General features: G+C 70.9%; 13 protein-coding genes. 12 read left to right on the forward strand and 1 reads right to left on the reverse strand.

All coding sequences use genetic code 11. From position 1 onward, the window contains the following. Positions 1-17 precede the first annotated feature (17 nt). Entirely contained in the window at positions 18-959 is a 942-nt protein-coding gene (locus tag ACFWXC_RS07870) for a cation diffusion facilitator family transporter (RefSeq protein ID WP_384474735.1), read from the reverse strand. Between the two features lie 435 nt (positions 960-1,394). Between ACFWXC_RS07870 and ACFWXC_RS07875 the strand changes: the two genes are divergently transcribed. The 12 genes from ACFWXC_RS07875 (at position 1,395) to ACFWXC_RS07930 (ending at position 13,365) form a co-directional block, all read left to right on the forward strand. Then, on the forward strand, positions 1,395-3,158 hold the full coding sequence (locus tag ACFWXC_RS07875; protein ID WP_384474738.1) for a DUF5941 domain-containing protein: 1,764 nt from the start codon (positions 1,395-1,397) through the stop codon (positions 3,156-3,158). Then, entirely contained in the window at positions 3,155-3,907 is a 753-nt protein-coding gene (locus ACFWXC_RS07880; protein WP_351743361.1) for a phosphocholine cytidylyltransferase family protein, read from the forward strand. Before ACFWXC_RS07875 ends, ACFWXC_RS07880 begins: the two co-directional genes overlap by 4 nt. After that, positions 3,895-4,956, forward strand: coding sequence for an iron-containing alcohol dehydrogenase family protein (locus ACFWXC_RS07885; protein ID WP_384474741.1), 1,062 nt, complete (start codon positions 3,895-3,897; stop codon positions 4,954-4,956). The genes ACFWXC_RS07880 and ACFWXC_RS07885 overlap by 13 nt, the downstream gene beginning before the upstream one ends. After that, a complete protein-coding gene (locus ACFWXC_RS07890) occupies positions 4,934-5,713 on the forward strand; it encodes a CDP-alcohol phosphatidyltransferase family protein (protein WP_384474744.1) in 780 nt (259 codons plus the stop codon). The genes ACFWXC_RS07885 and ACFWXC_RS07890 overlap by 23 nt, the downstream gene beginning before the upstream one ends. Then, a complete protein-coding gene (locus ACFWXC_RS07895) occupies positions 5,710-6,594 on the forward strand; it encodes a glycosyltransferase family 2 protein (RefSeq protein WP_384474747.1) in 885 nt (294 codons plus the stop codon). The genes ACFWXC_RS07890 and ACFWXC_RS07895 overlap by 4 nt, the downstream gene beginning before the upstream one ends. Before the next feature lie 148 nt (positions 6,595-6,742). Further along, entirely contained in the window at positions 6,743-7,672 is a 930-nt protein-coding gene (locus ACFWXC_RS07900) for an ABC transporter permease (RefSeq protein WP_384474750.1), read from the forward strand. Beyond that, positions 7,665-8,468 (forward strand): ABC transporter ATP-binding protein, encoded by an 804-nt coding sequence (locus ACFWXC_RS07905; RefSeq protein ID WP_384474751.1) that lies wholly within the window; start codon positions 7,665-7,667, stop codon positions 8,466-8,468. Before ACFWXC_RS07900 ends, ACFWXC_RS07905 begins: the two co-directional genes overlap by 8 nt. Positions 8,469-8,827: 359 nt before the next feature. Further along, positions 8,828-9,730: a squalene synthase HpnC gene (hpnC, locus tag ACFWXC_RS07910; protein WP_384474753.1), complete on the forward strand. Its 903-nt coding sequence runs from the start codon at positions 8,828-8,830 to the stop codon at positions 9,728-9,730. Further along, entirely contained in the window at positions 9,727-10,680 is a 954-nt protein-coding gene (gene hpnD / locus ACFWXC_RS07915; protein WP_384474755.1) for a presqualene diphosphate synthase HpnD, read from the forward strand. Before hpnC ends, hpnD begins: the two co-directional genes overlap by 4 nt. Continuing rightward, positions 10,680-10,820: a DUF6380 family protein gene (locus ACFWXC_RS07920; protein ID WP_384474758.1), complete on the forward strand. Its 141-nt coding sequence runs from the start codon at positions 10,680-10,682 to the stop codon at positions 10,818-10,820. The genes hpnD and ACFWXC_RS07920 overlap by 1 nt, the downstream gene beginning before the upstream one ends. Beyond that, positions 10,817-12,238 (forward strand): hydroxysqualene dehydroxylase HpnE, encoded by a 1,422-nt coding sequence (gene hpnE / locus ACFWXC_RS07925; protein WP_384474761.1) that lies wholly within the window; start codon positions 10,817-10,819, stop codon positions 12,236-12,238. Before ACFWXC_RS07920 ends, hpnE begins: the two co-directional genes overlap by 4 nt. Beyond that, a complete protein-coding gene (locus ACFWXC_RS07930) occupies positions 12,238-13,365 on the forward strand; it encodes a polyprenyl synthetase family protein (RefSeq protein ID WP_384474764.1) in 1,128 nt (375 codons plus the stop codon). Before hpnE ends, ACFWXC_RS07930 begins: the two co-directional genes overlap by 1 nt. Positions 13,366-13,450: the final 85 nt, after the last annotated feature.

The following is a 13,450-nucleotide window of genomic DNA, read 5'->3' on the forward strand; positions in this document are numbered from 1 at the left end:
GGCGGACCGCGGCGCGGTCAGTGGCAGAGCCGGGCCTCGTGCTCGGCGTGCCCGCCCGGCTCCAGCTGGAAGGTGCAGTGCTCCACGTCGAAGTGGTGGCCGAGGCAGCCCTGCAGCTCGTGCAGCATCTTCTCGTGGCCGATGGCGCTCAGCACCTCCGAGCGGACCACCACGTGCGCCGACAGCACCGGCAGCCCCGAGGTGATCGTCCAGGCGTGCAGATCGTGGACGTCCAGTACGCCGTCCAGCGCCAGGATGTGCGAGCGCACCTCCGCCATGTCCACGTCCTTGGGCGCCGCCTCCAGCAGGACGTCCAGCGTCTCGCGCAGCAGCTTCACCGTCCTCGGCACGATCATCAGGCCGATGACCAGCGAGGCGACCGGGTCGGCCGCCTGCCAGCCGGTGGTCAGGATCACCACGGCCGAGATCAGCACCGCCAGCGAGCCCAGCGCGTCGGCCGCCACCTCCAGGAAGGCGCCGCGCACGTTCAGGCTCTCCTGCTGGCCGCGCACCAGGAGCGTGAGCGAGATCATGTTGGCGACCAGGCCGATCAGGCCGAACGCGATCATCTGGCCGCCGTGCGTGTCCGCGGGCGTCACGAACCGCTGGACCGCCTCGTACAGCACATAGCCGCCGACACCGAGCAGCAGCAGACAGTTGGCCAGGGCGGCCAGGATCTCGGCGCGGGCGTAGCCGAAGGTGCGGTTGGTGCTCGCCGGACGGTTGGCGAAGTGGATCGCCAGCAGCGCCATGCCGAGACCCAGCGCGTCGGTGGCCATGTGGGCCGCGTCCGCGATCAGCGCGAGCGAGTCGGCCAGCAGGCCGCCGGCGATCTCGACCACCATCACCCCGAGGGTGATGGCGAGCGCCACCCGCAGCCGCCCGCGATAGGCCGCCGCGGCCGTGCCGGTGGCCGGCGCATGGGTGTGCGTGTGGCCGTGGTCGTGCCCTGCCCCCATGAGATGCGCCTCCTGAGTTCCGCCCGGGATCACAGTGAACTACGGGTGGGGGGTATCCGGCAACGCGGCAGTGAACACCGTTGTCATATGCCCTGACCTGCGGAAACGAATGCCAGGTCAGGGCACCCTCAGTTACCCGTCGTGAGCGGGCGGGCATTCCGGGTGGTCGGTCGGCGCCCGTCCGAGCTGTATGGGGCCATGTCCTCAATGCCCGTTCTGTGAGCGCGGTTTGTGGGCCGGGGCCCGCATCACGGATGATGATCTCGGCAAAGGCCGGGGCAGAGTGGGTCGTCCGTGCCGTGAACGGCCGGTGAACAAGCAGTCCCCACCATCAGATAGCCTCTGCCGAATGCCGCCCGGGGGCCACCGGGCAATCCGCGCCCCACCACGCAGCAGACCGGCGCCCGCGCGCCGGCACCCAGGGAGTGAGTTCGGTTGCCGACCGCCATCGTCACCGGCCAGCCGGTCCCAGGATCGTCGTTGGAGAGCGATCTGCGGGCGCTCGGCTTCGAGGTGCGCACGGCCTCGGACAGCGCCGACACCGCGGCCCTCCTCGCGGCCGTGCCCGCCGACCGGCGGGTCGCCGTCGTCGACGCCCGCTTCGTCGGCCATGTGCACGCCCTGCGCCTCGGCCTCACCGACCCGCGCTTCCCGCTCGCCGCGATCCCCGGCGCCGTCACCGCCCAGCCGGCCGGCCGTCAGGCGCTGAGCGGGGCGCTGGCCCGGGAGGCTGCCGCCGGCGGCACCGACCTGGCCGTCGACGGCCTCGTCACCGCCCTGGACGCCGACGTGCACCGCCCCGAGCTGGGCAGTCTGGTCGCCGCCGTCCCCGCCGACCCGCAGGCCCGCAACGAGGCACGGCAGGCCGTCTCCGCCGTCGACGACGAGGCCGTACGCCTGAAGTCGGCCGTGAAGTCCCGCGACGGCTTCTTCACCACCTTCTTCATCAGCCCGTACTCCCGCTACCTCGCCCGCTGGTGCGCGCGGCGCGGACTGACCCCCAACCAGGTCACCACCGCCTCCCTGCTCACCGCCCTGATCGCGGCGGGCTGCGCGGCCACCGGCACCCGCGCCGGGTTCGTCGCAGCGGGCGTGCTGCTCATCGCGTCCTTCGTCCTGGACTGCACCGACGGCCAGCTCGCCCGCTACTCCCTGCAGTACTCCACGCTCGGCGCCTGGCTGGACGCCACCTTCGACCGGGCCAAGGAGTACGCCTACTACGCCGGCCTCGCCCTCGGCGCGGCCCGGGGCGGCGACGACGTATGGGCCCTCGCCCTCGGCGCGATGATCCTGCAGACCTGCCGGCACGTGGTCGACTTCTCCTTCAACGAGGCGAACCACGACGCCACCGCCAACACCAGCCCCACCGCGGCCCTCTCCGACCGGCTCGACAGCGTCGGCTGGACGGTCTGGGTGCGCCGGATGATAGTCCTGCCCATCGGCGAACGGTGGGCCCTCATAGCCGTCCTGACCGCGGTGACGACCCCGCGGATCACCTTCTACGTGCTGCTGGTCGGCTGCGCCCTCGCGGCGACGTACACCACGGCCGGGCGGGTGCTGCGCTCACTGACCCGCAAGGCCACGAGGACCGACCGGGCGACGAAGGCGCTGGCCGACCTGGCCGACAACGGCCCGCTCGCCGGATTCGTCTCCCGTGCGATGCCCGCCCCGCTCGGCTCCCCGCTCCTGGTGACGCTCGCCGGAGTGGCGGTTCTCACCGTGTCTCTTTTCTCAGGCGTGACCTGGGCGCCGGTGGTGGGCGCCGTCGTCTACGTCCTGACCTCCGGCCAGGCCCTCGCCCGCCCGCTCAAGGGCGCCCTCGACTGGCTGGTCCCGCCCTTGTTCCGGGCCGCCGAATACGGCACCGTTCTCGTCCTCGCAAGCAAATCCGGGGTGAACGGAACCCTTCCCGCGGCTTTCGGCCTGGTGGCCGCCGTCGCCTACCATCACTACGACACGGTGTACCGCATCCGCGGCAACGCCGGGGCGCCGCCGGCCTGGCTGGTACGCGCCGCCGGGGGGCAGGAGGGGCGAACGCTGCTGGTCACCGTCGTGGCCGCGGTGCTCACCGCCACGCAGTTCAAGGTCGCGCTCACGGTCCTGGCCGTGGTCGTGGCCGGGCTGGTGCTCGTCGAGAGCATCCGCTTCTGGGTGTCCGCAGGGGCGCCCGCCGTACACGATGAAGGAGAACCCGCATGATCGGCCTCGTGCTGGCGGCCGGCGCCGGACGGCGTCTGCGCCCCTACACCGACAGCCTGCCCAAGGCACTGGTGCCGGTGGGGCCTGCCGGGATAGAGGACTCGATCACGGTGCTCGACCTGACCCTCGGCAACTTCGCCGAGATCGGCCTGACCGAGGTCGCGATCATCGTCGGCTACCGCAAGGAGGCCGTGTACGAGCGCAAGGCGGCCCTGGAGGCGAAGTACGGCCTCAAGCTCACCCTCATCGACAACGACAAGGCCGAGGAGTGGAACAACGCCTACTCCCTGTGGTGCGGCCGTGACGCCCTCAAGGACGGCGTGATCCTCGCCAACGGCGACACCGTGCACCCGGTCTCCGTCGAGAAGACGCTGCTGGCCGCCCGCGGGGAGGGCAAGAGGATCATCCTGGCGCTGGACACGGTCAAGGACCTCGCCGACGAGGAGATGAAGGTCGTCGTCGGCGCCGGCAAGGGCATGACGAAGATCACCAAGCTGATGGACCCCGCCGAGGCCACCGGCGAGTACATCGGCGTCACCCTCATCGAGGGCGACGCGGCCCCCGAGCTCGCCGACGCGCTGAAGACGGTCTGGGAGAGCGACCCGCAGCAGTTCTACGAGCACGGCTACCAGGAGCTGGTCAACCGCGGCTTCCGGATCGACGTGGCCCCCATCGGCGACGTCCGGTGGGTCGAGATCGACAACCACGACGATCTCGCCCGGGGACGGGAGATCGCGTGCCAGTACTGACCAGGTTGATCCCCTCGCCGGTCGTCGTCGACATCCGCCCGGGTGCCCTCGACGACCTGGCGGGCGTGCTCGCCGACGAGCGCATCTCGCACTCCGGCCGGCTCGCCGTCGCCGTCAGCGGCGGCTCCGGCGCCAAGCTGCGCGAGCGCGTCTCGCCGAGCCTGCCCGGTGCCACCTGGTACGAGGTCGGCGGCGGCACCCTCGACGACGCGATCCGGCTGGCCGGCGAGATCAAGGCAGGCCGCTACGACGCGGTCGTCGGCCTCGGCGGCGGCAAGATCATCGACTGTGGCAAGTTCGCGGCCGCGCGGGTGGGCCTGCCCCTGGTCGCCGTGCCGACGAACCTCGCGCACGACGGTCTGTGCTCGCCGGTCGCCACCCTCGACAACGACGCGGGCCGCGGCTCCTACGGCGTGCCCAACCCGATCGCGGTCGTCATCGACCTCGACGTCATCCGCGAGGCCCCGGCACGCTTCGTGCGCTCGGGCATCGGGGACGCCGTCTCCAACATCTCGGCGATCGCGGACTGGGAACTGTCCCACCGCGTCAACGGCGAGAAGATCGACGGTCTGGCGGCCGCCATGGCCCGGCAGGCCGGCGAGGCGGTGCTGCGCCACCCCGGCGGCATAGGGGAGAACGACTTCCTCCAGGTGCTCGCCGAGGCGCTGGTGCTCAGCGGTATCGCCATGTCGGTGTCGGGCGACTCCCGCCCGTCCTCCGGCGCCTGCCACGAGATCAACCACGCCTTCGACCTGCTGTACCCGAGGCGTGCCGCCAGCCATGGCGAGCAGTGCGGGCTCGGCGCGGCCTTCGCGATGTACCTGCGCGGAGCCCACGAGGAGTCCGCGTACATGGCCGATGTGCTGCGCCGGCACGGACTGCCGGTGCTGCCTGAGGAGATCGGCTTCACCGTGGACGAGTTCATCCGGGTCGTGGAGTTCGCCCCGGAGACCCGGCCCGGCCGCTACACCATCCTCGAACACCTCGACCTCAAGACCCACCAGATCAAGGACTTCTACGCCGACTATGTCAAGGCCATCGGTAGCTGAACTACGTCCGGTCGTCCACCCCGTCGGGGTCAAGGACCGGCGCAGCGGTGAGCACTGGATGGGGCGCCTCTATATGCGCGAGGTGTCCCTGCGGGTCGACCGCTACCTGGTGAACACCAGGGTCACGCCCAACCAGCTCACGTACCTGATGACCGTCTTCGGCGTGCTCGCCTGCCCGGCCCTGCTGGTGCCGGGCATCTGGGGCGCGGTGCTCGGCGTGGTCTGCGTCCAGATGTACCTGCTGCTCGACTGCGTCGACGGCGAGGTCGCCCGCTGGAAGCAGCAGTACTCGCTGGGCGGGGTCTACCTGGACCGCGTCGGTGCCTACCTCACCGACGCCGCCGTCCTGGTGGGCCTCGGGCTGCGCGCCGCCGACCTGTTCGGCAGCGGCCGTATCGACTGGCTGTGGGCCTTCCTCGGCACCCTGGGCGCGCTCGGCGCGATCCTGATCAAGGCCGAGACCGACCTGGTCGGCGTCGCCCGGCACCAGGCCGGGCTGCCGGTGGTCAAGGAGGCCGCCGCCGAGATGCGGTCCTCCGGGATGGCGCTGGCCCGGCGGGCCGCCGCCCTGCTCAGGTTCCACCGGCTGATCCTCGGCATCGAGGCCTCGCTGCTGATCCTGCTGCTGGCCGTCGCCGACCACTTCCACGGCGACCTCTTCTGGACCCGGCTCGGCACCGCCGTGCTCGCCGGCATCGCGCTGCTGCAGACCCTGCTGCACCTGGTCTCGGTCCTCGCGTCGAGCAGGCTGCGGTGAGCGCCGGGCTGAAGGTCGGCGCGGTCGTCATCACCATGGGCAACCGCCCCGACGAACTGCGCGCCCTCCTCGACTCGGTCGCCAAGCAGGAAGGCGACCCGGTCGATGTGGTCGTCGTCGGCAACGGCTCGCCCGTCCCGGAGGTCCCGGACGGCGTCCGCACCATGGAGCTGCCGGAGAACCTCGGGATCCCCGGCGGCCGCAACGTCGGCATAGAGGCCTTCGGCCCCAGCGGTCGCGATGTCGACATACTGCTTTTCCTGGACGACGACGGACTGCTCCCGGGGCACGACACCGCCGAGCTGTGCCGCCAGGCCTTCGCCGACGACCCGAGGCTCGGCATCGTCAGCTTCCGGATCGCCGACCCGGACACGGGCCAGACCCAGCGCCGGCACGTGCCGAGGCTGCGGGCCTCCGACCCGATGCGCTCCTCCCGGGTCACCACCTTCCTCGGCGGCGCCAACGCCGTCCGCACCCAGGTCCTCGCCGAGGTCGGCGGCCTGCCGGACGAGTTCTTCTACGCCCATGAGGAGACCGACCTGGCCTGGCGGGCCCTGGACGCCGGCTGGATGATCGACTACCGCTCCGACATGGTGCTGTACCACCCCACGACCGCCCCCTCCCGGCACGCGGTCTACCACCGGATGGTCGCCCGCAACCGGGTGTGGCTGGCGCGCCGCAACCTGCCCGCCCCCCTGGTCCCCGTCTACCTCGGGGTCTGGATGCTGCTGACCCTCGTGCGCCGCCCCTCGCGCCCGGCCCTGCACGCCTGGTTCGCCGGCTTCCGGGAGGGCTGGACCACCCCGTGCGGACCCCGTCGGCCCATGCGGTGGCGCACCGTGTGGCGGCTCACGCGACTGGGCCGTCCCCCGGTGATCTGAGAAGCTCGAAGGTGCGTGTCCGCGTTTCCGGGGTGTCCGGCGCGCGGACATCCCCGGCAGCGTGTCCCATGGCGGATACGTGTCACCTCCGGTAGCACAATTTCGTAAGACGAACGTAAGACGAATCTGAGGACGAAGGCTTCCACCCTTGAGTGAGACAACGCATGACGTCGGAATCGCGGTGAGCGCGGTGCCGTCGCCCGACGAGGGCCTCACGGCGGCGCAGCTGGCCGCCAAGTACGGGCTCACGGTGAGCGGCGCACGTCCCTCGCTCGTCGAGTACGTACGCCAGCTCTGGGGACGCCGGCACTTCGTCCTCGCCTTCTCGCAGGCGAAGCTCACCGCCCAGTACAGCCAGGCCAAGCTCGGCCAGCTCTGGCAGGTGGCCACGCCGCTGCTGAACGCGGCCGTGTACTACTTCATCTTCGGCGTCATCCTGCACGCCAGCCGTGGCATGTCCCAGGACATATACATCCCGTTCCTGGTCACGGGCGTCTTCACCTTCACCTTCACGCAGAGCTCGATCATGACGGGCGTCCGCGCGATCTCCGGCAACCTCGGCCTGGTGCGCGCGCTGCACTTCCCGCGCGCCGCGCTGCCGGTCTCCTTCGCGCTCCAGCAGCTCCAGCAGTTGCTGTTCTCGATGATCGTCATGATCGCCGTGGTGATCGGCTTCGGTACCACCCCGGGCCTGTCCTGGCTGCTGGTCCTGCCGATCCTGGTGCTGCTGTTCCTCTTCAACACCGGTCTGGCGATGATCGTGGCCCGGCTGGGCGCCAAGACGCCGGACCTGGCCCAGCTGATGCCGTTCGTGCTGCGTACCTGGATGTACACGTCCGGTGTGATGTTCTCCATCAGCAAGATGATGGAGCACCGGCCGGAGTGGGCGCGTCTGCTCCTCCAGGTGAACCCCGCGGCCGTCTTCATGGACCTGATGCGCTTCGCGCTCATCGACGGCTACGGCTCCGAGAACCTCCCGCCGCACGTCTGGGCCATCGCCCTGTCCTGGGCGCTGGTCGTCTTCGCCGGCGGGTTCGTGTACTTCTGGAAGGCGGAGGAGCGGTACGGCCGTGGCTGAGCTGAACGACACGGAGCAGAACCAGGGAGAGCGGATCCCCACCGTCATCGCGGAGGACGTGCACATCGTCTACCGCGTCAACGGCGCCAAGTCCGGCAAGGGCAGCGCGACGGCCGCCCTCAGCCGCATCGTCAAACGCGGCTCCGACGACACGACCCGGGGCGTCCGCAAGGTGCACGCCGTGCGCGGGGTCTCCTTCGTCGCCTACCGGGGCGAGGCGATCGGCCTGATCGGCTCCAACGGCTCCGGCAAGTCCACCCTGCTGCGCGCCATCGCCGGCCTGCTGCCCGCCGAGCGGGGCAGGGTCTACACGAACGGGCAGCCCTCGCTGCTCGGCGTCAACGCGGCCCTGATGAACGACCTCACCGGCGAGCGCAACGTCATCCTCGGCGGGCTCGCGATGGGCATGTCCCGCGAGGAGATCAAGGAGCGCTACCAGGAGATCGTCGACTTCTCCGGCATCAACGAGAAGGGCGACTTCATCACCCTGCCGATGCGCACCTACTCCTCCGGCATGGCGGCCCGGCTGCGGTTCTCCATCGCCGCGGCCAAGGACCACGACGTCCTCATGATCGACGAGGCGCTGGCGACCGGTGACGCGGCCTTCCGCAAGCGGTCCGAGGACCGGATCCGCGAACTGCGCCAGCACGCGGGCACCGTGTTTCTGGTCAGCCACAACAACAAGTCGATCCGTGACACCTGTGACCGGGTCCTGTGGCTGGAGCGCGGTGAGCTGCGCATGGACGGCCCGACCGAAGAGGTGCTCAAGGAGTACGAGAAGTTCACGGGCAAGTAGCCCAGTAGTCCCCGGGCCCCGCCGGAACCTTTCCGGCGGGGCCCGGCGTCTGCAAAGGAAACGTCAACTCCGGGCCGCCCAAGGAATCTTGAAGCCAATCGGTGTGTTGTTGTGATCTGCGGGACACCCCGACGAACCTCGATGCGTTGTACAACGTAAGCTGTACCGGTCCCGGAAAGCGGCAAGTGGGGCGATAATGCGCGACACCCTCGGCCGGGCCGCCCCGTGGATTGCTGGGCGGCGTGTCCGAAATAGTGTGTATTGGGTCGGCAGTGTAGAACGGGAGATGTGACGGCAATGGCTACGGAAACTCCCCAGCTCAACGCAGGCCACGCCGTCCCGGCCCCGGGCAGCGAACGGTGACCGCGGCCACCCGGGCGCGCACCGGAGACGCCGAGCGAGGCACCCTGGACAAGGCCGCGGACGAGAACTTCCCGGTGGCCCCGTTCTTCCTGCCGAGGGCCTGGCGTGACGATCTGATGGCGGTGTACGGCTTCGCCCGTCTCGTCGACGACATCGGCGACGGCGACCTGGCCCCCGGCGGCGCCGACGCCCGGCTGCTCGGGGTGTCCCCGGAGGAGGCCGAAAACCGCCTGGTCTTCCTGGACGCCTTCGAGGCCGACCTGGGCCGTGTCTTCGACGGCACCCCGCACCACCCCCTGCTGCGCCGCCTCCAGGTCACGGTCCGCCGCCGCGACCTGGCCCCCGAGCCGTTCCTCGGGCTGATCGCCGCCAACCGCCAGGACCAGCTCGTCAGGCGGTACGAGACCTACGACGACCTGCTCGCCTACTGCGAGCTGTCCGCCAACCCCGTCGGCCGCCTGGTCCTCGCCGTCACCGGCACCTCGACCCCCGAGCGGATCCGCCTCTCGGACGCGATCTGTACCGCACTCCAGATCGTCGAACACCTCCAGGACGTGGCCGAGGACCTCGGCCGCGACCGGATTTATCTGCCCGCCGTGGACATGAAGCGCTTTCATGTCCAGGAGGCGGATCTCGCCAGGAAAACCGCGGGCGCATCGGTGCGTGCTCTGGTTGCATACGAAGCACAACGCGCCCGCGATCTCCTGAATGAAGGCGCCCCCCTGGTGGGTAGCGTCCACGGCAGGTTGAAGCTGCTGCTCGCGGGGTTCGTGGCGGGGGGAAGGGCGGCGATCGCTGCGATCGCCGCCGCCGAATACGACGTACTTCCCGGCCCGCCCAAGCCCGGCAAGGGCCGGTTGCTGCGTGAGGTGGGCGTGACTCTGCGAGGAGAGGGGTGATCCGGACCGTGGACTCTCCCACACCTGTGTCCGCACCGGTACTCGCCGCCTACAGCTACTGCGAGACCGTCACCGGACAGCAGGCACGGAACTTCGCCTACGGCATCAGGCTGCTGCCTGCGCCCAAGCGGCGCGCCATGTCGGCGCTCTACGCCTTCTCCCGGCGCGTCGACGACATCGGCGACGGCGTGCTGGCCGACGACGTGAAGGCGGCCCGGCTGGAGGACACCCGGGCGCTGCTCGCCCGGGTCCAGGACGGCGCGGTCGACGAGGACGACACCGACCCGGTCGCGGTCGCCCTCGCGCATGCCGCCCAGGCCTTCCCGATCCCACTGGGAGGCCTGGACGAGCTGATCGACGGTGTGCTGATGGACGTACGCGGCGAGACCTACGAGACCTGGGACGACCTCAAGGTCTACTGCCGTTGCGTGGCCGGTGCGATCGGCCGGCTCTCGCTCGGTGTCTTCGGCACCGAACCGGGGGCGCGCGGTGCCGAGCGCGCGCCGGAGTATGCCGACACGCTCGGGCTCGCGCTCCAGCTCACCAACATCCTCCGGGACATCCGCGAGGACGCCGGGAACGGCCGTACCTATCTGCCCGGCGACGATCTCGCCAAGTTCGGCTGCGCGGCCGGGTTCCACGGGCCGACCCCGCCGGAGGGCTCGGACTTCGCGGGCCTGGTGCACTTCGAAGTACGGCGCGCCCGAGCCCTGTTCGCCGAGGGGTACCGGCTGCTGCCCATGCTCGACCGGCGCAGCGGCGCCTGTGTCGCCGCCATGGCCGGCATCTACCGCCGGCTGCTCGACCGCATCGAGCGGGAACCGGAAGCGGTGCTTCGCGGCCGGGTCTCGCTGCCCGGACGCGAGAAGGCGTACGTCGCCGTACGCGGCCTGTCCGGGCTCGACACCCGGCGTCACACGTCCCGCCGGACCGTCAGGAGGCGCGCCTGATGGACAAAGTGGGCCAAGCTGACTCCACCGGAGAAAAACGGCAGGCAACCCTCCGGTGCGGCGCGGCGTCCCTGACTGCAACGGCCCGCCCTGCCCCGTTCCACCGGCACGGCGGGCGGGCAGGGGAGGCTGCACGATGACCGACGGCACGCGATCCGAACGGACGGACGACGACATCCCGTCCGGGCGCACCGCCGTCGTGATCGGCGGCGGCCTGGCCGGCGTCACGGCCGCGCTGGCACTCGCCGACGCGGGGATGCACGTCACCCTGCTCGAAGGCAGGCCGCGCCTCGGCGGGCTCGCCTTCTCCTTCCAGCGCGGCGACCTGACCGTCGACAACGGCCAGCATGTGTACCTGCGTTGCTGCACCGCCTACCGCTGGTTCCTCGACCGCATCGAGGGCGTGGCGCTGGCACCGCTCCAGGACCGGCTCGACGTGCCCGTGCTCGACCTCGCGAAACCCGAGGGGCGCCGACTCGGCAGACTCCGCCGGGATCCCCTGCCGGTGCCCCTGCACCTGGGGCGCAGCCTCGCCGCCTACCCGCATCTCTCGCTCGCCGAGCGCGCCAGAGTAGGCCAAGCCGCTCTCGCCCTCCGAGCACTCGATCTCGGCGATCCCTCGCTCGACGCACAGGACTTCGGCAGCTGGCTGGCTGCCCGGGGCCAGTCGGCGCGGGCCATCGAGGCACTGTGGGACCTGGTGGGGGTCGCCACCCTCAACGCGGTGGCCCAGGACGCTTCCCTGGCGCTCGCCGCGATGGTGTTCAAGACCGGTCTGCTGTCCGACCCGGGCGCGGCCGACATCGGCTGGGCCCATGTGCCGCTGGGTGAACTGCACGACCGGCTGGCCCGCAAGGCGCTCGACTCCGCGGGCGTGCGCACTGAGCTCCGTACACGCGTCACCTCCGTCTCCTCTAACGAGAACGGGACGTGGAGCGTTCAGGTTCCCGGGGAGACGCACACCGCCGACACCGTGGTGCTCGCCGTGGCCCAGCGCGAGGCGTACGACCTGCTGCCCGAGGGCGCCCTCGACGCCCCGGAGAACCTGCTGGAGATCGGCACCGCGCCGATCCTCAACGTCCATGTGGTCTACGACCGTACGGTGCTCACCAAGCCGTTCTTCGCGGCCCTGGGCACCCCGGTCCAGTGGGTGTTCGACCGCACCCACGCTTCCGGGCTGCGCGAGGGCCAGTACCTCGCACTGTCCCAGTCGGCCGCCCAGGACGACATCGACGCACCCGTGGCCGTCCTGCGCGAGCGCTATCTGCCCGAGCTGGAACGGCTGTTGCCCGGCGCGCGCGGCGCCGAGGTGTTGGACTTCTTCGTGACCCGGGAGCGCACCGCGACCTTCGCCCCCACCCCCGGCGTCGGGCGGCTGCGGCCCGGCGCCCGCACCAAGGCACCCGGCCTCTACCTGGCCGGAGCGTGGACCGCCACAGGGTGGCCCGCGACCATGGAGAGTGCGGTCCGCAGCGGTGTGAACGCGGCCGACGCCGCGCTGCGCACCCTGGGCCGGCCCCGCCCCCGTCACCTCTTCGAGTTCGAGGAGGCGGCGTGATGCTCGATCGGCAGGCGGCAGGCCCCCGCACCCCCGGTACCGCAACAAGAGGAGAAACTGTGCCCACTGTGCCCCCGGCCGAGACGGCTGCCGACGCGGTGGACGTGACCGCGCTCCTGGAGCGCGGCCGGACCCTTGCCAACCCGGTACTGAAGGCGGCCGTCGACCGCCTGGCACCCCCCATGGACACCGTGGCCGCCTACCACTTCGGCTGGATCGACGCCGAGGGCAACCCCGCCGACGGCGACGGCGGCAAGGCCGTACGGCCCGCGCTCGCCGTACTCTCCGCCGAGGTCACCGGCGCCGCCCCCGAGGTCGGCATCCCCGGGGCCGTCGCCGTCGAACTCGTCCACAACTTCTCGCTGCTGCACGACGACCTGATGGATGGCGACGAACAGCGCCGCCACCGTGACACCGTCTGGAAGGTGCACGGCCCCGCCCAGGCCATCCTGGTCGGCGACGCCCTGTTCGCCCTCGCCAACGAGGTGCTGCTGGAACTCGGCAGTGTCGAGGCGGGCCGCGCCACCCGCCGGCTCACCACCGCCACCCGCGCCCTGATCGACGGCCAGGCACAGGACATCTCCTACGAGCACCGCGACCGGGTCAGCGTCGAGGAGTGCCTGGAGATGGAGGGCAACAAGACCGGCGCGCTGCTCGCCGCCTCCAGCTCCATCGGCGCGGTGCTCGGCGGCGCCGACGACCGCACCGCCGACACCCTGGAGAAGTACGGCTACCACCTCGGCCTCGCCTTCCAGGCCGTCGACGACCTCCTCGGCATCTGGGGCGACCCGGACGCCACCGGCAAGCAGACCTGGAGCGACCTGCGCCAGCGCAAGAAGTCCCTGCCGGTCGTCGCCGCGCTCGCGGCGGGCGGGCCCGCCTCCGAGCGGCTCGGCGAGATCCTCGCCGCCGACGCCAAGAGCAGCGACTTCGAGAACTTCTCCGAGGAGGAGTTCGCCGCCCGCGCCGCCCTCATCGAGGAGGCCGGCGGCCGTGAGTGGACCGCCGAAGAGGCGCGTCGTCAGCACACCATCGCCATCGAAGCCCTGCACGCCGTCGACATGCCCGACCTGGTCCGGACACAGTTCACGGCGCTCGCGGACTTCGTCGTCGTACGAAAGAGATGATCACTATCGGTCGAATAGTCCTCGCGTAGTCGCCGGCCGGTGCGAGCGCGCAAGCAGCACCGGCCGACGGCGGACCCACAGCAGA

The organism is Streptomyces sp. NPDC058683, assembly GCF_042716195.1.
Classification (GTDB): domain Bacteria; phylum Actinomycetota; class Actinomycetes; order Streptomycetales; family Streptomycetaceae; genus Streptomyces.